This window comes from Burkholderia sp. PAMC 26561 (assembly GCF_001557535.2).
Taxonomy (GTDB): domain Bacteria; phylum Pseudomonadota; class Gammaproteobacteria; order Burkholderiales; family Burkholderiaceae; genus Caballeronia.
The window spans coordinates 1,129,396-1,149,055 of sequence record NZ_CP014315.1 but is presented as its reverse complement, the minus strand read 5'-3'; the positions used below and the strand labels follow the sequence as shown (position 1 = coordinate 1,149,055).

Annotated in this window: 16 protein-coding genes; 2 read left to right on the top strand and 14 right to left on the bottom strand. The window is 60.9% G+C overall.

Translation table 11 applies throughout. From position 1 onward, the window contains the following. Positions 1-22: 22 nt before the first annotated feature. From AXG89_RS39810 to AXG89_RS39775, 8 genes are all read right to left on the bottom strand, one after another. On the bottom strand, positions 23-385 hold the full coding sequence (locus tag AXG89_RS39810; protein ID WP_075357623.1) for a hypothetical protein: 363 nt from the start codon (positions 383-385) through the stop codon (positions 23-25). Positions 386-583: 198 nt separating this feature from the next. Continuing rightward, the gene (locus AXG89_RS39805) at positions 584-1,582 is read right to left on the bottom strand and encodes a GntR family transcriptional regulator (protein ID WP_075357624.1); all 999 of its coding nucleotides are present in this window, start codon (positions 1,580-1,582) and stop codon (positions 584-586) included. An 82-nt stretch (positions 1,583-1,664) separates the two neighbouring features. Next, positions 1,665-2,663 carry an alpha/beta fold hydrolase gene (locus AXG89_RS39800; protein WP_075357625.1) on the bottom strand — a complete coding sequence of 333 codons (999 nt, stop codon included), beginning with the start codon at positions 2,661-2,663 and terminating at the stop codon, positions 1,665-1,667. A 2-nt stretch (positions 2,664-2,665) separates the two neighbouring features. Further along, positions 2,666-3,763 (bottom strand): Zn-dependent alcohol dehydrogenase, encoded by a 1,098-nt coding sequence (locus AXG89_RS39795; protein ID WP_075357626.1) that lies wholly within the window; start codon positions 3,761-3,763, stop codon positions 2,666-2,668. A 12-nt stretch (positions 3,764-3,775) separates the two neighbouring features. Further along, positions 3,776-4,600, bottom strand: a complete 825-nt coding sequence (locus AXG89_RS39790) for a phytanoyl-CoA dioxygenase family protein (RefSeq protein ID WP_119024836.1) — start codon at positions 4,598-4,600, stop codon at positions 3,776-3,778. Positions 4,601-4,629: 29 nt separating this feature from the next. Then, entirely contained in the window at positions 4,630-5,838 is a 1,209-nt protein-coding gene (locus AXG89_RS39785; protein ID WP_075357628.1) for an alpha-hydroxy acid oxidase, read from the bottom strand. A gap of 32 nt (positions 5,839-5,870) precedes the next feature. Then, a complete protein-coding gene (locus AXG89_RS39780; RefSeq protein ID WP_075357702.1) occupies positions 5,871-7,148 on the bottom strand; it encodes an MFS transporter in 1,278 nt (425 codons plus the stop codon). A gap of 174 nt (positions 7,149-7,322) precedes the next feature. Further along, positions 7,323-8,213 (bottom strand): LysR family transcriptional regulator, encoded by an 891-nt coding sequence (locus tag AXG89_RS39775; RefSeq protein WP_075357629.1) that lies wholly within the window; start codon positions 8,211-8,213, stop codon positions 7,323-7,325. A gap of 108 nt (positions 8,214-8,321) precedes the next feature. On the opposite strand from AXG89_RS39775, the gene AXG89_RS39770 reads away from it, so the two are divergent. Beyond that, positions 8,322-8,777 carry a cupin domain-containing protein gene (locus AXG89_RS39770; RefSeq protein WP_075357630.1) on the top strand — a complete coding sequence of 152 codons (456 nt, stop codon included), beginning with the start codon at positions 8,322-8,324 and terminating at the stop codon, positions 8,775-8,777. Positions 8,778-8,810: 33 nt separating this feature from the next. Here AXG89_RS39770 and lhpI read toward each other — a convergent pair whose 3' ends face one another. The 3 genes from lhpI to AXG89_RS39755 are packed head-to-tail and all read right to left on the bottom strand — an operon-like array spanning position 8,811 to position 11,837. After that, positions 8,811-9,713: a bifunctional Delta(1)-pyrroline-2-carboxylate/Delta(1)-piperideine-2-carboxylate reductase gene (gene lhpI, locus AXG89_RS39765; RefSeq protein ID WP_236873631.1), complete on the bottom strand. Its 903-nt coding sequence runs from the start codon at positions 9,711-9,713 to the stop codon at positions 8,811-8,813. A gap of 2 nt (positions 9,714-9,715) precedes the next feature. Then, entirely contained in the window at positions 9,716-10,723 is a 1,008-nt protein-coding gene (lhpH, locus tag AXG89_RS39760) for a trans-3-hydroxy-L-proline dehydratase (RefSeq protein WP_075357632.1), read from the bottom strand. A gap of 16 nt (positions 10,724-10,739) precedes the next feature. Next, a complete protein-coding gene (locus AXG89_RS39755) occupies positions 10,740-11,837 on the bottom strand; it encodes a branched-chain amino acid ABC transporter substrate-binding protein (RefSeq protein ID WP_372237038.1) in 1,098 nt (365 codons plus the stop codon). Positions 11,838-12,015: 178 nt separating this feature from the next. Here AXG89_RS39755 and AXG89_RS39750 point away from each other — a divergent pair, with 178 nt between their 5' ends. Next, a complete protein-coding gene (locus AXG89_RS39750; protein ID WP_062001965.1) occupies positions 12,016-12,747 on the top strand; it encodes a FadR/GntR family transcriptional regulator in 732 nt (243 codons plus the stop codon). 75 nt (positions 12,748-12,822) lie between these two features. Here AXG89_RS39750 and AXG89_RS39745 read toward each other — a convergent pair whose 3' ends face one another. The 3 genes from AXG89_RS39745 to AXG89_RS39735 are packed head-to-tail and all read right to left on the bottom strand — an operon-like array spanning position 12,823 to position 18,650. Then, complete coding sequence (locus AXG89_RS39745) at positions 12,823-14,292, bottom strand: efflux transporter outer membrane subunit (protein WP_086386303.1); 1,470 nt, start codon at positions 14,290-14,292, stop codon at positions 12,823-12,825. Further along, the gene (locus tag AXG89_RS39740) at positions 14,285-15,469 is read right to left on the bottom strand and encodes an efflux RND transporter periplasmic adaptor subunit (protein ID WP_075357634.1); all 1,185 of its coding nucleotides are present in this window, start codon (positions 15,467-15,469) and stop codon (positions 14,285-14,287) included. The genes AXG89_RS39745 and AXG89_RS39740 overlap by 8 nt, the downstream gene beginning before the upstream one ends. Further along, positions 15,459-18,650, bottom strand: a complete 3,192-nt coding sequence (locus AXG89_RS39735; protein WP_075357635.1) for an efflux RND transporter permease subunit — start codon at positions 18,648-18,650, stop codon at positions 15,459-15,461. The genes AXG89_RS39740 and AXG89_RS39735 overlap by 11 nt, the downstream gene beginning before the upstream one ends. Positions 18,651-19,660 lie beyond the last annotated feature (1,010 nt).

Sequence of the window (19,660 nt, the reverse complement as noted above, 5' to 3'; positions counted from 1 at the left end):
GCGCATGACGGCCGGTCCGCGTTCAGGCAAACCGATGATCCTCCAGCGCATGGCGGCACACCTGCAACATCCGCTGAACAACGGTACTTGCCGGGTTCAGTTTCATGTCGCCGGTGAAAAGGCCCTGCACATCGGCGCGTTTCAACGCAATGCCGACGCCGATCAGATCGCGTTGTGCAATTTGCAACGCGAGCTGCCCAAGGCGAACACGGTCGAGCCACGGTAAATGGAGGCGGTTGCTCGAAAGCCATGACCGGCATGCGATCACGACATGATCCACGCGCCAGTCGCTCGTGAGCGCGTACGTCGCCGCTGCCGTGGCGACGACATAACACAGTAATTCAGCGTGCGCCTCGGGAAGGAGGCTCATATCACCTGTTTCCATACTTGCACTTTTTACAATGAACGCCGGATGGTCGTAGCAACGATCCCGTTATCCTGCCACGACAAATCGCTGGCGGAACAGTTTATCGGCTGGCGTAAGTGTTGAAATTTGGGGCGCGGTCATTGCGCACGCGACATCGCAAGAGCTTACCCATATGGGGCCGAATTTGCAGAAACAACAGCGCGGTCCGTACCAGCTTCACGAAACAATCGCGCTCAGATAAGACGGCAGTTCCGGCTGTTCAAGGCGGCTGACGAGATCGAAACGCAGCATCCAGCGGGTATCGGCTTCGTCCAGATGCTTTTGCAGTTCCTTTGCAGCGCGCGCCGGCTTGTTTGCAAGGAGCGCATCGATTATGCGCAGGTGCTCGGCAAACGCGTTGTCGATAAGCTCGCCCGGTATGCTCAAGTAAGGGTCCGCAAGATAACGCGTCGGCACGAACAGCACATGCGTGCGCGAGAGCGCCTGGACGATCTCGCGATTCGGACAATGCGAAAGCAGATCGATATGCAGATCCGTTTCCGCCGTGTCCATATCCGAGCCGCCACGCGCTATTTCAGCCTCCAGACGCTCGCGCATGATCTCCAGCTTTTCACGGCTTACAAAGGGGGCCGCGTGCATCAAAGCAGTCGGTTCGAGCAGCCGCCGCATTTCAAACAAATGCCCGATGCGCTCGGCCGTCACGCGTTCGGCAACCCAGTGGCCAATGCGATCCTTCGATAACGCGCCCACGCTGTGCATGCGCGCCATCACATCGCGTGCGACGGTACGGCTCACGTTGAAATGCTGCGCGAGGCGCTCTTCCGTGATGCGCACGGAACCAAACAACACGCGCGTGCACAGTTCCCGCTCCACAGCCGCGTACATTCGCTCCCATTGCGGCGTGCTGGTCAGTTCGAGTTTGTCGAGGGTGGCGGAGCGGCCATCGGGACAGCCCTCCGGTCCACCGGCTACGAGATAACCGCGCCCTTCGTTCTCTGTCACGAGTTTGTCGGCGCACAGCGCGGCCAACGCCGAGCGCGCGGGCGACCGGCTGATGCTGAAAGATTTCGCCACTTGCGCTTCCAGCAGTTTTTCACCCGGCAGGATGCGCCCGGACTCGATCATCTCTCTCAACAGAAGATAGACGCGCCGATGAATCGAAGCGCTGGCTTCGGCGGACGGCTCGGCCTCTGGTGTGACGATTAAGGAACTCATAGTGGGTCGTGACGCGCGGTCGGAAGATCAAGCGTTACTCTAGCGCATCACTGCGCCGGCGGGAGCAACACGGCACGCGTGGTTACGTCGCGAGGAAACGTCCGATCTCGCGATTGATGAATTCTGCCGATTGCGGGTCGGCGTCGGTGGCCGCCAAGTGTCCGCTCGTCGATGGCAACCGCAGGAACCTACAGTCGGGAATCACCCTCGCCGCCCATTCCGCGGCTTCAACCGGGTTGTACAGATCCAGTCCGGGTGCGCCGATCATCGTCCGCGCGTGGATGGATTGCAGCGCGCGTTCCGTATCGCCGGTGAATCCCGGAGTCGTACCCACATCGTGCGCGTCGTACGCCCAAGATTGATAGATCCAGTCCAGCGGATCGCTTTGCTGCGCGCCCCACCAGGCTGCGCGTTGGCTTATCCAGTCAGGAACGCTGGCCGCATCTGGAACGTCCCGGGCGAAACGTTCCGGCGTGCGCATCGCGAAGATATGCATGATCGCGATCCATGCTTCCATGCCGCCGTTTCCTGTTTCAAGGCATAAGCGTGCAGCGTGGTTCATCGCAGCGGCCCACGGTGCGGTCTTCGCCATCGGCGTGAGCGCGACGATGCTGCGCATGAAGCGCGGATAGGAAACGCCCCATTGCAACGCCTGCATGCCGCCCATGGACGCGCCCACCACACTTTCCAAGTTACGTACGCCGAGGTGTTCGAGCAACGCCATCTGGCTTTGGACCATATCGCGGATGGTAAAGCGAGGGAACTGGCGGCCGGGTTGTGTCTGCGAGTTGGACGGAGAACTCGACAAGCCATTGCCAATTGCATCGATCACCACAACCGTGACTTGCGCGGGATCGAATGCATGCTCGCGTCCAATCAGGAAATCGAGCCGGTGATGCGTACTGCCGATCGCGCAGAGGCCGAGCACGACCGGCCGCGATGTATCGGCAAGATCGCCATGAACGACGTACGAGAGTTCCAGGTCATCGATGCACTCGCCCGATTCCAGCCCGAACGCTCCGAGCGCGCACATGTGATGCGCCGATTCGATCCATCCGGGTTGCATTGGAGGATGAGGCATGTTCAGAACTCGATGACGGAACGGATGTCGATACCACGCGCGAGCCGGTCCAGTCCCGTGTTGATATCGGCGAGTTTGAGGCGGTCCGTGATGTATTCGTCGAGCAGCAAGGTTCCTTTGAAATACGCATCGACCAGCATGGGGAAATCGCGTTCGGGCACCGCGCCGCCGTAACTTGCACGCACGATGCGCTTCTCGCCCATCAACGTTCCCCAGCGCAAGGAAAGGTTTTCCTGCGCGGGCAATTTGCCGAGCCAGACCACGTTGCCGCCGACGCGCACGAGTTCCAGACTCGCCTGGAACGCGGCCGGATTGCCCGCAGCCTCGAACACATAATCGGCGCCTCGGCCCGATGTCAATTCGGCAAGCGCGTTGTTGAGATGCTCGTTGGCAAGCAAGGTATGCGTTGCGCCAAATACCGTTGCGATCTTCAGCTTGCCAAAATCGCGGTCAACGGCAATGATTTTTTCCGCGCCGGCAAGCCTCGCGCCCTGTATGGCCGATAACCCGACTGACCCGCATCCGATCACGCAGACGGAACTCCCGGCTTCGACCTTGGCCACGTTCAGCACAGCGCCCACGCCCGTCATCACGCCGCATCCGATCAGGCACGCGCGGTCGAACGGCATCTCCTTCGATATCGGCACCGCGCAGTCCTCCGTCACCACGCACAACTCCGCGAAGCTTCCCGAGTACATGAGCTGATGAACGGGCTGGTCACCGAGAAAAAGGCGCGGCCGGCCATCGAAATGCCATGCCAACGGCGCCCGGTCACGATACTGCTGGCAGAGTATCGATTGCTGCCTCATGCAATAGAAGCAGCCGTTGCAATGCGGATTCCACGATGTAATCACGTGGTCACCCACCGCGAGATTCGTCACCGCCTTCCCTACCCACTGCACGACGCCCGCCGCTTCGTGGCCGGGCACGAACGGAACAGGCACGCCAAGGTCGCCGCGTACCGCTTCGAGGTCCGTGTGGCAAAGACTGGTGGCGCGCACGTTGACTACGACATCGTTATCGGCGAGCGCACCCAGTGTCAGGCGTTCGATGCTCAACGGCCGGCCGGTCCCGGTCAATACTGCTGCGGCGAAATTCATAGGCTCGTAAGTTCAGCGACGCTGCGCCGCGCCCTTGTAGAGGATCTGCTGGTTGCGCTCGCCGATCTGTTGATGCAGTGCGACGAACTCGGGTTCGAGATCGACCGTTGGCCGTGGTTCGTGCTCGAAGGTATTGAACGTGTCGACACCACGCACGAGCGTCGCGCTGTCATCGCCTTCGAGTTGGCGGACATAAGTCGGAATGTAGCGGATCGCATAACCAATGCGGCGTTTGTCGGAAGCGTTCGGCGGCGAGCCGTGCACGATCCGGACGTGGTGCAGCGACATCTCGCCGGGCTCCAGTTCGATCGATACCGCCTGCGCCTGATCCACGTCCACCGCGACTTCCTGCCCGCGCGTCAGCAGGTTATGTTCGGAGAACGTATCTCGATGGGGAATCTGGTCGAGCAGATGCGTCCCGGGAATGACCTGCATGGCGCCGTTCGCTTTATTGCTTTCCGATAACGCCACCCAGGCCGTCACCACGTCCGGCTTCGAAAGCCCCCAGTATGTCGAATCCTGATGCCATGAGACGAAGGCCGGATCGCGCGCGTCCTTGATGAAGAAACTGCTTGCCCAGCACAGCAGGTTTTCGCCGTAGAGATCGTCGATGGCGTCGACGACCTCACGTTTCCTGACAAGGTCGTTCAGCCACGAAAACAGCAAGTGGCTCTTCACGTTCAGCGCTTTCTTGCGCAGCTTGTCGTTGCCATGCTCGAAGTCTTCCAGACGTTCGCGCAGTTCTAACGCCTGCGCCACGGACATCACGCGTACCGGCGCAACGTACCCGAAGTCCTTTAAGTGCTGGACCTGCTCTGCGGTGAGTGCTTTCAACATGTATCGTCTCCGGTTACAGCTTTGAGTGCTCACGCCGCCTGGACGGCTGCGAGGCGCTCCGTCTGAGGTTGCGCGGCGGTCGCCGGCGCATGCAAGTGGCCGCCCGATGTCAGCGCGCGGCAGTCGACCCTGCGCACGTCCGTGATACCGCACAGCGCCATGGTCAGGTCCAGTTCGCTGCGAATGATCTCGAGGCAGCGCGTCACGCCCGCTTCCCCTTGCGCGCCGAGTCCATACAGGAAAGCCCGGCCTATGTACACCGCGCTTGCGCCGCACGCGAGCGCCTTCAGCACATCCTGGCCTGAGCGGATGCCGCCATCCATGTGGACTTCCATCTCGCCGCGAACGGCATCGGCAATATGAGGCAATGCGCAAATCGTCGATAACGCTCCGTCGAGCTGACGTCCTCCATGATTCGATACCACCAGTGCGTCGGCGCCGCAGCGCGCGGCCATCAAGGCATCTTCAGGATCGAGGATGCCCTTCACGATCAGCTTGCCTTTCCACAGGCGCCGCACCCATTCCACGTCCTTCCATGTGAGGGTTGCATCGAACTGATCGGTGGCCCAGTCAGCCATGGAAGCAATACCCGTCACACCGGGCGCGTGTCCTACGATGTTGCCGAAGGTCCTCCGCGTTGTACCCAGCATGCCGGCGCACCATCGCGGACGGCTCATCATGTTCACGAGATTGCGTGGCGTAAGTTTCGGCGGCGCCGACAAACCGTTCTTGCGGTCCTTGTGACGTTGCCCCTGTATCTGCAGATCGAGCGTCAGCACGAGCGCGGAACATCCGGCTGCCTCTGCACGTTTGATCAGGCTCGCGATAAACCCGCGGTCCCGCATCATGTAGAGCTGGAACCAGAACGGCTGCGTGGTCGCGCCGGCAACATCTTCGATAGAGCAGATACTCATGGTCGATAACGTGAACGGCACGCCGAAGCGCTCTGCCGCACGCGCCGCGAGGATCTCGCCGTCGGCGTGCTGCATGCCGGTCAGGCCGGTCGGCGCCAGCGCCACGGGCATGGTGACAGGCGTGCCTGCCATCGTCGTGGCGAGGTTGCGGTGACTGAAGTCCACCGCCACGCGCTGGCGAAAATGCAACTTGGCGAAATCGTCGGAATTCGCGCGATACGTGGATTCGGTCCACGAACCGGCATCGACATAGTCGTAGAACATCTTCGGCACGCGCCGTTTCGCCTCGATCCGCAGTTCTTCGACAGTCGCGAAATAAGTCATCTTGAGTGTCCGTGAAAGTGACGTCTGCTGCTTCAGCTTCGCGCCGGTTCAGCTTCGAATGACAATTGTTCCTTGGGCGAGCGCACGAAAATCGCCACGGATATCGCGCCGAGTGCTGCAATCAAGCCGGTCAGCAGGAACGCGCTCTTGAAGTTGCCCGACCATTGCACTAGAAACCCGGTCGCGGCTGGAGCCACGATGCCCGCCAGATTCGCAATCAGATGCACGAAGCCGCTTACCGCACCGACGCGGTTCTTCTCGACGGTATCGAGGATGATCGCGAAGTACGTGTTGAACGATGCATACATGAAGAAGACCGCCACAGCCATGAGCGTGACAGCGGACGTCAGGTCGGTGACGGCGCCCGTCGCCGCGATGCACACCGCGCCCGCAGCCAGGCTTGTGATCAGCACGAGTTTGCGCGCGAAGATCGCCCGGCCCGTCTTCTTGTAGATCCAGTCGCACACGAAGCCGCCCGCCACCAGTCCGGTCGTTCCGACCAGCCACGGGATCACGGTCACCACCGACATCTTCTGGATGCTGAGGTGATGCGCCATCGTCAGGTAGCTGGGGAACCACGAAAGAAAGAAGTACAGGATGTACGCGTAGCCAAAGAATGCGAAGGCCGTCGCGAGGATGCCGGGGCGCAGGATATAGCTCAGCAGCGGACCCGTTTCGCCGGCCGGGCCATGCTGGACTTCGGCGCGTTCCTGACGCGCGTCGAGGCCGGATTCGGGCGCGACATCGGGCTTGTCTTTCGCCCACACCATCCACGCGATGACCCACAGCACGCCAACCGACGCGATCACGACAAACGATGTCCGCCATCCCGCGCTCACGGCGATAAAGCCGACAATCGGCCCAGCAAGCGCTGCGCCGAACGACTGGCCCGAATTGGCGACGCCAATGGCTGTCGCCTGATCCTTGCGCGCAAACCAGTTCGAAACGAGTTTGTTGATGTTCGCGCAGTACGGGCCTTCGCCCATGCCAAAGATCACGCGCACGACCAGCAGGCTCGCGATGCTGAACACGCCCGCCGTGAGGCCGCAAAAGAGCGACCAGACCAGCATGGAAACGCTCAATACTGCCTTCGGACCAAATCGATCCGACGCGTAGCCGCCCACGAAGCAGAACAATGCATAGCCGACGAAGAAGCTGCTGAAGACAACGCCGAGTTGCGCCGGATCCAGATGCAGATCCCTGGAAATCAGCGGCGCAGTGATCGATAAAGCCGCACGGTCGAGGTAACTGATCATCCCGCCGACGAATAACAAAGTGATGAGTACCCAACGAGGCCGCTGTTGCGTCATGAACGTCTCCAGAATGATGGCGTCCGCTCTTTTGCCGGCTGGCCACGTGGAATCGGATGTCTGGAACGTTCTTTGGCAAAAACGTCCTGTGCATCCAAAGTACATTCACTCTAGTAACCGGCCACTTCGATGTCAACGAAATCTTGAAGCGGGTTTACCCGCTTTGATCCTGCTTCATGGATTGAATGCGGACACCAACGCATCGATAAACACACGCACTCGCGGCGGCATCATCCGCGCGCCGGGCGTCACGACGTTGACCGCGAGCGGCGCAGGGCGGAATTCGGGCAATAACTCAACAAGCGTCTCCTCCCTGATGTGACGCTCGACCATGTGCTCGGGCACTTGAGCGATCGCCGCACCGTCAAGCAGCGCTTCGACCATGGCGTCGCCGTGACTCAGCGAAAACCTTGAGCGTGGGCGCAGCTGGATGTTCTTTCCATCGACGATGAATTCAAGCAGGCGATCTCGCCCATTGGTAGGCATCCTGAACACTATGACAGGACGCTCTTCTAACTCTGCGACTGACCGCGGTACGCCATTCGCGTTCACATACGCGGGGCTTGCGCATAGCACCAGATGCTGACGATCGATCGTGCGTGCAACCAGGCCCGAGTCGTCCAGCGTGCCGAGTCGCACCACGGCGTCCAGCCCTTCGTTCACCGGGTTCACACGCTCGTCGGTCAGGCGCATGTCGACGTTGAGCAGCGGATGCGCTGCGAGCAAACGATTGAGAACGGGCACGATCTTGCGGGTTCCATAGCCTATTGGCGCACCAATACGCAGGGTTCCCGAAGGCGCTTCGGGCGATTGCGTGGCCGATAATTCCAGCGATTCGATCTCTTCCAGCACGCGTGCGCAGCGCGCGAACAGCGCATCGCCTTCCTCTGTGAGACGAACCGCTCGCGTTGTTCGGTGGAACAGGCGCACGCGGAGATCGCTTTCCAGACGCGCCACGCTTTTCGCGACCGACGACGGCGCGAGACCCAGTTCACGCGCGGCTGCTGCGAAACTGCCGTTCCTGGCAACCGCTGCAAAACTCATGAATTGTCTGAGGTTTTTCATCGGAAATTCACGGTATGTTGCCGTGAATGTTACGGCAGCGGCGGCTATATTTCTTGAACGACGCGCGGCCTATAGTGAAGGTCGTGTAATCAACTCAAGAGGAACATCATGTTCGTGCTGAACACTCAAGCGCCCGAATACAACTTTGCCGGCACGCGCGTACGCCTGCTGATTTCCGGAAAAGACACCGCCGGCGTCTTCTGCATGATGGAGATCTTCGGACCTCCTCACCGGTCAACGCCGTTGCATGTCCATGACCGCGAGGAAGAGACCATCACGGTGCTGGAAGGTGTGGTCGATGTCACCATCGACGGACAACAGGTCAGCGTGCATGCCGGCGAGACTGCGCTCCTGCCGCGAAACGTGCCGCATCGGCTGGCGAACAACACGGACCTGCCCTCGCGATACATGCTGGTCTGTACGCCCGCCGGCTTCGACGATTTCGTCGATTCATGCGCCCATGCGCAAACGGGTCCTGTCACACCTACGCCGCCGCAACCCGAAGACATCAAGCGGATGATCGATGCCGCACCGCGTTTCGGGATTACGTTGCTGCCGGGATGAACAGTCTTGCTAAAGCGCGCCCGATGCGCCTTGTCACTCCTGCGACAGCCGCTCACGCGCCAACCGCGCCGCAGCCAGATCCCAAGCGGCGCATCCGACGCTCTTGAACACCACGGGCCGATCAGCAGACCTGCTCCATGATCCACCAATAACTGCAGCCAGCGCCCCAACCGCGGTCCAGTCGATGCCTGCCTGGATCAGATCTCCCGCTTCGTGTTTCGCCCCGGCGGGATCGTCCACAATCACATCGCTGCCATGCACGATGGACGCCGCAATCTCCGCCCCGTCCGGCGTGAATGCACCGACACCAACGACCAGCCGTGCCCCACGCGCGGCATCGTGATAAACCGGCTTCCTGCTTGTCGTGAGCGTGACCACTACATCGATATCATCCGGCACGACGTCGTTATCGAGCGCCACCATTCCCTTGCGTGCAGCCGCAAAACGCTGGGCCGATTCCAGCGATGAACCCTTCACGTAAAGCGTGGCATCAGGAAACAGCGCGGCAAACGCTTCGGCATGATTGCTTGCCTGCTTGCCGGTGCCGATCAGCAGGATCGCTTTCACGCTGCGTGCAAGACTCCGGATACCAAGCGCCGAGATTGCGGCGGTCCGCCTGCCTGTGACCGTCGGGCCATCGAGCGTGAAAAGCGCCTGTCCGGTGATCGAATCGTATGCCGTAACCTGCCCGTGAATGGTCGGCAATCCCTTTGCGCCGTTTCCCGGACATACGTTCACGAGCTTGTGAATGGCGAGATCCGAGGCGCTTGCGGGCATCGACAACATCACGCCCTTCGCCTGCAACGGAACGACTTGTCTTTCCGGGCTCACGATCTTTCCTGCGCCATATTCCGTTACCGCAATGCTCAAGGCAGCCACGAGTTCGGGATAAGGAAGCAGCGCCGCGGTCTGTTGTTCATCGAAAAATCGGATCATGTTCATCGCACCAGGAAGCCGTAGGTGAGCGGATCGCGATCGTCGATGATCCAGTTCGCGAACCCGCAGATATATGCGTTGCCTTCGATCTCGGGAATGACGGCGTCGAAGGGACCGAGCTTCGTTTCGCTCAGCACGCGGCCTTTGAACACGGTGCCGATCACCGACTCGTTGACGAGCGTTTCATCGCGTCCCAGCAAACCGCGCGAGTACAGTTGCGCGACGCGGCCGGCCGTGCCCGATCCCGTGGGCGACCGGTCCACTTCGCGGTCGGCGAACACACAGCAATTCGCCTGCGACGAACCCGCGTACCGCGCCTCGTTCGCGATGATCGTGCCGTAGATATGGTTCAGCTCGGGAATCTCCGGATGCACGACCTTCACCGCCTTGTTGGCCGCAGCCTTCACCTCAGCGCCGAACTGGATCAGTTTGTCGACCGCAGATTCGCGGATCGGCAAGTCGAAAGGCGCGCCATCGGTATAGAAATAAAAGGCGCCCCCAAAAGCGATGTCGCCCGTCACGCTGCCAAAGGACGGCGTATGCACCGTCACGTCGCGTTGCCAGATGAAGGACGGCACGTTGACGAACCGCACGTTGCCTGCGTGGTTGCCGTCCCACTGCACGAACGCCTCGATGAACCCGCACGGCGCGTCGATACCCACGCGGGTCTCGGGCTCCTTGCGCTCGATCCATCCCAGCTCGACGGCCGCCGTTGCAAGCCCGATCACGCCATGGCCGCAATGATCGCTGTAGCCTTCGTTGTGAACGAAGATGATGCCGAAATCGGCGCCCTCACTCACGGGCTCAGTGAGATAACCGCCGTACATGTCGGCGTGACCGCGCGGTTCGAACATCAGCGCGCGGCGGATGTGGTCGGCGTGTTCCTTGAGCCATGCGCGACGCGCGACGATCGTCTTGCCTTGCATCTTCGGCAAGCCGCTCGTCACGATGCGAAACGCCTCCCCGCCGGTATGGACTTCGACCGTGCTGATTGCATTCGTGATTTTCATTTCGCGTCCAGTCCGCTCACTGCCCGTAAGCGACCGGCAAGCCGTCCTTGATTGCGTACACGGTGGTGGGCGCGCCTTTCAGGTCGCCCTTGGCGTCAAACGAATAGGTTCCCGCGATGCCCTTGTAGTTCGTCTTCGAGAGCTGTTCGATCAGCTTGGCCTTGTCCGTGGTGGTACCGGCTTTGACCATGGCATCGGCGAGCAGCATCATGCCGTCGTAATAGCTGACGGCGTAGACCTGCGTGTCCGTGTGATACGTGTCCTTGTAGCGCTTCACGAAGTCACGCCCCGCAGCAGTCTTCTCGAGGGACGTGCCGCCTTGCGCGCAATACACGATCGATGCCGCGTCGCCCGCGATCTTGCCCATGTCGGCGGAACAGATGCCGTCGCCGCCGAGCAGCTTCGCGCGCAATCCGCGCTGGCGCATTTGCTTGGCCATCGGCGCGCCTTGCGCTGCATATCCGCCGAAGAAAATGACGTCGGGGTTCTTCGCCTTGATGCTCGTCAGGATGCCGAGGAAATCGGTTGCGCTGGAGTTGGTGTACTGGCTGTCGACAATCTGGATGCCTTGCGCCTTCGCCACGTTCACGAACTGCTCGGCGACGCCCTGGCCGTAAGCGGTGCGATCGTCTATAACTGCTGCCGTCTTTGCCTTCAGCGTCTTCTTCGCAAACACGGCCATGGCGCCGCCGAGTTGTTCGTCGCTTGCGCCAATGCGGAAGATGTTCTTGAAGCCCTGTGTGGTCAGCGCGGGATTCGATGCAACCGGCAGCATGGGGATGCCGGCGGTGTTGAAGACGCGCGACGCGGGAATTGCGACGCCGGAATTGTACGGCCCGAGCACGGCGACCACGCCACCATCGGCAAGTTTTTGGGCTATCTGAACGCCAATCTTCGGGTCAGCCTGGTCGTCTTCCGAATCCAGTTTGAACGTTACCTTCTTTCCCGCCACCGTCACGCCCTTCTTGTTCAGATCCTCGAGCGCAAGGCGCGCGCCGTTTTCGTTGTCCTTGCCGTTGACCGCTTGCGGGCCGGTTAGCGGCGCCGAATGACCGATCGTCACCACCTCTTGCGAGTGGGCGCCCATGCTTGCCAGGGTCGCGGCGGCGACCATAAAACCTGCGACAGCCTTATTCATTTATTTCACTCCGTGCGGGACTATACTGGTCTTTATTGCAGACCAGTTAATGTATGCCACAACTGGTCATGCCCGCAACCGTTTCAAAATAAGCGGAGCTATTCTGGTTTGGCTTTTGACCACGTAGTTTGATTTAGATAAGCGAGATCGACGAATGTCAGCGGTGCACGCCGAACTGGACGGCTCGTTCCGGCCCAGACAAATCTATGAACAGGTATCGCAGAAAATTCGCGATGAGATCGCGGCCGGCCGCTTCATGCCCGAGTCGCGGCTGCCCTCGGAACGCGACCTCGCCGCGTTGTTCGGTGTAGGGCGTCCCGCCGTGCGCGAGGCGATCGGCGCGTTGCAGAACGAAGGGCTGGTCGTCACCAAACGGAACTCGGGCACGTTCGTGTGCGGTGACGCGTTCGCCCGCCTGTCGAACGGAAGCGCGAACGGCACGGAAACCGCCGACTTCAGCCCGAGCTCCACGCTCGACGTACGGATGGTTCTGGAGCCGGCCATCGCGCGCCGTGCCGCCGTTCGTGGCCAGCGCGACAGCCTCGCCGAACATTATCTCGATCAGATGGAGAGCGTCTACGACATCGACGATCCCGCGCAGCGCGCGTTATGGAACAGCAGCGACCGGTTGTTCCACCGGCAGCTTGCCGTGATGACGGGCGACGCGTTGATGGTCAAGATCGCCGATGAAGTCGCGAGCTCAATGGACCAGCCGTTGTGGAAACGCCTGAAGGACGAAGGCATCTACGACGCAGGCCGCATACGGCTGTATGTGGCCGAACATCGGCTGATCTATGAGGCGGTGATCCAGGGCGACGCCGATGCCGCCGCGTTCTATGTCGAGCAGCATATCAAGCGTGTGGAGCGTGACATCGCGCCGAAGTGAGTGCGTGAGATCAACCGGGATTCTTCAGCACCAACCGCGCCTCGGGGCCGCCATCTGGTGCGCCTCGTAGCGTGCTCATCCCTTGGGACCGGTGGCTGCGAGCGCCGGAGCCTGCGCCGTGCTCGCCAGTTCGTCGCTCGACCATCCGCCCCCCAGCGCCTTGACGAGTTGTACGTTCGCGCTCAACTGCCGCGTCTGAATGTCGAGCACCCCGCGCTGGGCGTCGAGCGCGGCGGTCTGCGCCTGCACGACATCGAGATAGCCCACCGCGCCCTGCCGGTACCGGTTCAGCGCCAGATCGACGGAATGCTGCGCCGAGTTGCCGGCATCGCGTTGCTGCTCGAGCGCGGTACCAAGATCCTGAAGCAGCGAGAGATTGTCTTCGATCTGCTGGAACGCCGACAACACCACGCTGCGATAGCGCGCGCCGGCCTCGTCGGTGGCGGCTTTGGCCGTGTCGAGCTGCGCGCGTCGCAGGCCGCCATCGAAGACGTATTGCACGAGTTGCGGACCGATTGCCCAGAACAAGTTAGGCGCACTGATCAAACCGGCATACGCCGTGCTTTGGAAGCCGCCTTGCACGCTCAGCGTGATAGACGGGAAATACGCCGCCCGCGCCACGCCAATCTTTGCATTCGCCTCCGCCACGCGGCGCTCGGCTGCGGCGATATCCGGACGACGCTGCAACAATGTGGACGGCAAACCGGCGGGGATCACCGGCAACGTCATCGATGCGGTTTGCTGCGGCAAACTGAACTCGGACGCCGATGCGCCAATCAGCTCCGCAATTGCATGTTCAATCAACGCGCGTTGCGCGAGATTCTGCGACAACTGCGACTTCGCCGAGGACAACTGCGTCTGCGCACGCGACACGTCGAGCCCGGAAACGATCCCGCCGCCATGCAGTGTTTGGGTAAGCTGCAGCGCGCGCGCGTACGCCTTGACGGTGTCGTTCAGCAGTTGCGTCTGCTGGTCGAGACCGCGCAGCCGAATGTAGCTGTCGGCGAGCTGGATCTGCAGGCTCAATTGCACAGAGGCCAGATCGGCCTTCGATGCCTGCGCTTCATCCTTGCCGGCCTGCACCGAGTCGCGCACGCGGCCCCATAAGTCGAGGTCGTAATCGATCTCTCCGCTCAACGTGGCTGAGTTGTAGTCGTTGGGACCGCCAACGCGCAATGGCCGCCGGTATGACTGGCGGTCGCGGTCCGGGACCGCGCTCGCCGTGACCTTCGGGAACAGACCGGCCGAAACCTGGTCCACGAACGCCTGCGCCTGCCTGTAATGCGCGAGCGCCGCAGCAAGATCCGTATTGTTCGCGAACAGGCGTTGTTCGAGGTCGTCGAGTCCGGCGTCGTTGTAGTTTTTCCACCAGCCGCTTCGGTCCAGTTGATCGGCCGGTTGCGCGCTGATCCAGGGCCCGGTCGTCTTGTATTGCGTGACGACCGGCGTAGGCGGCACGTGATAATCCGGCGCCAGAGAGCAACCGGCGAGGATGCTCACGGCAGCAGCCAGTGCCGGAACGCGTAACGCAAGCGTCCTAGCCATTTGCGGACACCTTCTTGGCGGTGCTGGCGACTTGCACACGATCGCCATCCACGAGACCGTCAGGCGGTGTATCGATCACGCGATCCGTTGCAACGAGTCCCGAACCGATCTCCACTGAATCGCCGAAATCGCGGTTGATGGTCACCTTCTTGAACACGACCTCCCCGTTCGCGCCGAGCGTGGCGACCATCAGGCCGCGGGCGTCGAAGACGAGCGAACTGGCGGGCACACGTACCGCGTTTTGTTGCACGGGCAGCTTGAATTGCAGGCTTGCGAAGCCGCCGGGAAGGAGCTTGCCGTCGGTGTTATCGACGAGTAGTTGAACCAGCGTCGTGCCGGAAGCCACGTTGACCGAATCCGCCGATGCAATCACGCGGGCCGTGAAATGCTGGCCCGGATACTCCGGCACGGTGAGCGTTGCGGTGGTGCCACTGCGGACGTCGGGCGCGTAGCTCTGCGGCACCTGCACATACACCCGCAGTTTCTTGACGTCGGACACCACGAACAGCTCCTGCCCGATACCGCCGCTGCCCGCGTTGATCAGCGCGCCCACGTCCGTATCGCGGGCGGTGACGACGCCGTCGAACGGCGCGACGATCCGCTCGAAACCCTTGGTTGCGAGCAAGCGGTCCACGTTGGCCTGCGCAGCCGCAACCGTGGCTTTCTTCGCGGTGTAGTCGCCGGTGCGCTCATCGACTTCCTGTTGCGCGACCGAGTCCGAACCAAGCAGCGCCTGCCAGCGTTTCGCGGTCGTTCCGGCAAGCGCCGAATTCGCCTGGGCGCTTGCAAGGTCGGCACGCGCCTGAAGCAACTGCTGATCGAGCTCGGGCGACTCGATGACCGCAAGCAGTTGCCCGGCCTTGACCGGCGCGCCGATATCCACACTCCAAGACTTCAGATAACCGCTCACGCGCGCAAACAGCGGTGCACGGGAATACGCCTCGAGATGCGAAGGCAGATCGAGCGTCGGCCCGTTCGAGGCACTGACCGGATGAATCACCGTCACGGTCGGGACCGTTTGCGCGGCGGTCCAGGTCTTGAGGTTACGGGCATCGACGGCACGCAGCGTGACGCCGGCGGCGACAACGATCAACGCGATCGCAACCCCCACTACGGCGATCACGACAAGTCGTCGGCGCGGCACGGGCGGAGTATTGATAACAGGTTCAGACGACATGAGCAGGACCTCCCGTGACGGGTGTCGGGGCAATCGCGCGGCCAGGGCGCGAGTGAATGATGCAGAAGATCACCGGGACGAGAAGCAGCGACGCGGTGGTGGCGAAAATCAGGCCGCCGATCACGGCGCGGCCAAGCGGTGCATTCTGTTCGCCGCCCTCGCCCAGCGCGAGCGCCATCGGCGCCATGCCGATGATCATGGAGAGCGCGGTCATCAGCACCGGCCGGAAGCGGGTGAACCCTGCTTCGAGCGCCGCCTTGAACGGGTCGCCGTGCTCGGCAAGACGCTCGCGGCAGAAGCTGATGACAAGAATGGAGTTCGCGGTCGCCACGCCCATGCACATGATCGCGCCGGTCAGCGCCGGCACGGACAGCGTGGTGTGCGTTGCAAACAGCATCCAGACGATGCCCGCGAGCGCGGCGGGCAACGCGGTGACGATCACGAACGGATCGGCCCACGACTGGAAGTTGACCACGACAATCAGATAGATCAGCACGACCGCGCCCAGCAGCCCGAACAGCATGCCGGCAAACGCGCTGTTCATGGTCTGCACCTGGCCGAGCAAGGCCACCGAAGAACCCTTAGGCAGCGTATCCGCATTGTCCTGCACGACGCGTTGAATATCCGCCGCAACCGCGCCGAGATCGCGGTCCTGCGTGGTCGCGAAGATCTCGACCATCGGCTGGATGTTGTACTGGCTCACGACCGCGTTGGTGTTCGTGCGCTGCACGGTCGCCAAGCCGCCGAGGATCTGGCCGCTGCTTTGCAGGCTCGATGTGATCGGCAGGTTCTGCAGCGACGCGAGCGAATCAAGGCTGTATTGCGGTGTCTGCATCACGATCGGGTATGACACGCCGTTCGCGTTATTCAGCCAGAACGTCGGCGCAACCTGGCTCGATCCCGCGAGATTCACCACCAGGCTGTTCGTCACATCGCGTTCGTTGATGCCGAGAAGCTGCGCACGCGTGCGGTCCACGTCGACGTTGAAGGTCGGCGAATTTTGCGCTTGCTGGATGCGCGCATCGACGACGCCTGGAATCCGGCGGATCTCGCGCAGCAGGCGGTTCGCGTAGGCGAAGTTGGCAGGCAGATTGTTGCCGCGAACCTGCAAGTCGACCGGCGCGGGCGCGCCGAAGTTCAGGATCTGGCTGATGATGTCCGCGGGCGGAAACGAGAACGTCACACCGGGATAAAGCCGCGGCAGTTTCTCGCGCATCTGCCTCACGTAGTCATCGGTTGGATGATGGTTTTCGTTCAGCGCAATCTGGATGTCGCCATCTTGCGAGCCGATGGTCCCCGTATTGTTGTACGCGAGATTAATACCGCTCACTGGCAGGCCGATGTTATCGACCACCGTGCTGAGTTCGTTCGGCGGAATGATCTGCCGGATCGATGCCTCCACATCCGAGAAGATCTGCGCGGTCTTCTCGACACGCACGCCAACTGGCGCACGCACGTGCAACAGGATCTGCCCCGCGTCCACCGCCGGGAAAAAGTTGCGGCCCAGCAAAGGCACGAGCGCGAACGAAACCAGCACGAAGCCGAGAAAGCAACTCACGAACGGCGCGCGATGGTTCAGCGCCAGTTCGAGCAGGCTGTGATACCCCGCGCGCACCTTCTCGAAGCGGCGCTCGAAACCTTGCTGGAAGCGTCCCAAAGGTCCCGGCCGCTTCTTCTCATGCGCGTCTTCGCTGAGATCGTGCGGATGCAGCAAATACTTCGCCATCGTGGGAACGAGCGTGCGCGACAAGATGAACGACGAGATCATCGCGAAGATCACGGCCTCGGCCATGGGCACGAAGAGAAAGCGCGCAACGCCGTTCAGGAAGAACATCGGCACGAACACAATACAAATGCACAAGAGCGCAACGAACGCCGGCGTGACGATTTGCGCGGCGCCATCGAGAATGGCCTCTTCAACCTGCTTGCCCTGCTCCAGGTGCCAGTTGATATTTTCGATGGTCACCGTCGCGTCGTCGACCAGAATCCCCACCGCGAGCGCGAGTCCGCCCAGCGTCATGATGTTGAGCGTCTCGCCGAGCGCCGACAAGGTCGCGATGGAACCGAGAATCGCAAGCGGGATCGAGGTCGCGATGATCACCGTCGAACGCCAGCTTCCGAGGAACAGCAGGATCATCAGGCTGGTAAGCGCCGCCGCAATCACGCCTTCGCGCGCCACACCGCTGATGGCCGCACGCACGAACAACGACTGGTCGCCGATCGGCGCGATTTGCAGCGCGTCGGGCAAGGAAGGTTTTGCATCGATCACATGCTGCTTGATCCCGTCGATGATCCCTAGTGTGGATACGGAGCCGTTCTTCAGGATCGACATCAGCACCGAGCGCTTGCCGTCCACGTGCACGATGTTCGTCTGCGGCGGGCTGCCGTCGCGCACGTTGGCGACGTCGTGGATATAGACAGTCGTGCCGTTCACCGCCTTGATCGGCAGGTCGCCGAGCGCCTTGATTGCGGACGGTGCATTGTTGAGCTGCAGCGTGTATTCGTGATCGCCGATCTTTTCCGTGCCGATAGGCGTCAGCAGATTCTGGCTTGCAAGCGCATTCGCGACGTCCTGCGCGGACAGACCGCGTGCTTGCAGGGCCGCCGGATTGATGTCGATCTGCACCTGACGGGTCTTGCCGCCAAACGGGTACGGTATCGAAGCGCCTGCAACGGTGACCAGCGCCGGACGCAATTGATTCAGCCCGAGGTCGCCCAGGTTTTGTTCAGAGAGTCCCTTGCCCGACAGCGCAAGCTGGATGATCGGTACCGTCGATGCGTTGTAGTTCAGGATCAAAGGCGGCGTGGTGCCCGGCGGCAGTTGGCGCAACTGCGTCTGCGAAACGGCGGTCACCTGCGCATTCGCATTGCTGATGTTGACACCCGGCTGGAAGAAGATCTTGATGATCCCGAAGCCATTCACCGACTCTGCTTCAATGTGCTGGATGTCGTTCACGGTCGTGGTCAGCGAGCGCTCGAACGGCGACGTGATTCGTCCAACCATTTGATCGGGCGGCAGACCCGTGTATTGCCACACGACGCTGATGACGGGAATGCGGATATCGGGAAAGATATCGGTTGGTGTGCGCAACGCCGAAAGCGGTCCGATGATCAGGATAAGGATCGCCAGGACGACAAACGTATAGGGCCGCCGCAGAGCGATACGTACTAGGGCAAGCATGAGAATTCCAGGACTTGGGGTTGCACCGGGCGCCGTGATGCCGCCTCGCGCGGCAATTGGCGCAGAGCGGCCGCATTCATTCGCGTGGCCCGGAAAGTACGCCGGGTAGGATCGTTTTCATCATGACGGCAGACGGTACGGCTACAAGCGAACCCTATTGATCGGGGTTCCAACTTGCCAAAAGTCTCGAGCACCATAAATGTCAGTCGAGCGGAGATTGTAGTTTTCGTCTGCCTTTCAAAATTCCTCCCCGAAAAGGCAAACTGAAATCAAGGCATCGTTCAAACCATTGGATTCACCAACGCCAGGACGATGCGCGAATGTACACAAACGAAAACAACTCTGCAGCGGCCAAACGCACTCACTAAAAAACTTCGTGTGTGCGCTACTTCGTTTCGGACTGAACCATATGAATCTCTCATCGATAGAAACCTCGACTGGCGGAGTGTACATAGTCAGAACAATGCGAAGCTGGCAGTTTTGCCATTTTCGAATCGGGCTGATCAGGGATCGCCTTTCGCCGGGAACCGCTTCTAATGGCGCTTGGCAGCGATCAACCTTAGACGGAAATTGATGGATATTTCGGTATCCAAATTACATGGATCTGCAGCGAACTCCAAACGTTCGACTCGATACGTTGAAGGCCCGAACAATAACGATGCGCCTACTCGATCGTGTGATTGGGAGTCCACATAACGCAGCGGATGACGTTGTTCGTCGACATCCAAGCCCGAAAAGCGGCGCGCACAAAGAGCATTTAGAATAATTGCCCAATGAATTACATTAACATTACGATAAAAGAGAAAAGCGCTTGACCAGTGAATTGCTTGCCGGAATACCGGATCTTGACCTGCATTCACGGACGGTCTATACCAGACACTCATGCTTTTCCTTTGAAGCTACGCGGCTGCCATTCACACCTTTAGTGATGCCTCAGGGAACGCTGTCAGGAATTGATGCACTGCGAGGAAGCAATGAACAAGACCTCCCGTTCATGCAGCGCTTCTCCG

Excerpts from the sequence above, each read along its gene's own strand:
- AXG89_RS39785 (WP_075357628.1), bottom strand. The coding sequence starts at position 5,838 with ATGACTTATTTCGCGACTGTCGAAGAACTGCGGATCGAGGCGAAACGG.
- AXG89_RS39770 (WP_075357630.1), top strand. The coding sequence starts at position 8,322 with ATGTTCGTGCTGAACACTCAAGCGCCCGAATACAACTTTGCCGGCACG.
- AXG89_RS39795 (WP_075357626.1), bottom strand. The coding sequence starts at position 3,763 with ATGAATTTCGCCGCAGCAGTATTGACCGGGACCGGCCGGCCGTTGAGC.
- AXG89_RS39755 (WP_372237038.1), bottom strand. The coding sequence starts at position 11,837 with ATGGTCGCCGCCGCGACCCTGGCAAGCATGGGCGCCCACTCGCAAGAG.
- lhpH (WP_075357632.1), bottom strand. The coding sequence starts at position 10,723 with ATGAAAATCACGAATGCAATCAGCACGGTCGAAGTCCATACCGGCGGG.
- AXG89_RS39775 (WP_075357629.1), bottom strand. The coding sequence starts at position 8,213 with ATGAAAAACCTCAGACAATTCATGAGTTTTGCAGCGGTTGCCAGGAAC.
- AXG89_RS39780 (WP_075357702.1), bottom strand. The coding sequence starts at position 7,148 with ATGACGCAACAGCGGCCTCGTTGGGTACTCATCACTTTGTTATTCGTC.
- AXG89_RS39800 (WP_075357625.1), bottom strand. The coding sequence starts at position 2,663 with ATGCCTCATCCTCCAATGCAACCCGGATGGATCGAATCGGCGCATCAC.
- AXG89_RS39790 (WP_119024836.1), bottom strand. The coding sequence starts at position 4,600 with ATGTTGAAAGCACTCACCGCAGAGCAGGTCCAGCACTTAAAGGACTTC.
- AXG89_RS39805 (WP_075357624.1), bottom strand. The coding sequence starts at position 1,582 with ATGAGTTCCTTAATCGTCACACCAGAGGCCGAGCCGTCCGCCGAAGCC.
- AXG89_RS39750 (WP_062001965.1), top strand. The coding sequence starts at position 12,016 with ATGTCAGCGGTGCACGCCGAACTGGACGGCTCGTTCCGGCCCAGACAA.
- AXG89_RS39740 (WP_075357634.1), bottom strand. The coding sequence starts at position 15,469 with ATGTCGTCTGAACCTGTTATCAATACTCCGCCCGTGCCGCGCCGACGA.
- AXG89_RS39735 (WP_075357635.1), bottom strand. The coding sequence starts at position 18,650 with ATGCTTGCCCTAGTACGTATCGCTCTGCGGCGGCCCTATACGTTTGTC.
- AXG89_RS39810 (WP_075357623.1), bottom strand. The coding sequence starts at position 385 with ATGGAAACAGGTGATATGAGCCTCCTTCCCGAGGCGCACGCTGAATTA.
- AXG89_RS39745 (WP_086386303.1), bottom strand. The coding sequence starts at position 14,292 with ATGGCTAGGACGCTTGCGTTACGCGTTCCGGCACTGGCTGCTGCCGTG.
- lhpI (WP_236873631.1), bottom strand. The coding sequence starts at position 9,713 with ATGATCCGATTTTTCGATGAACAACAGACCGCGGCGCTGCTTCCTTAT.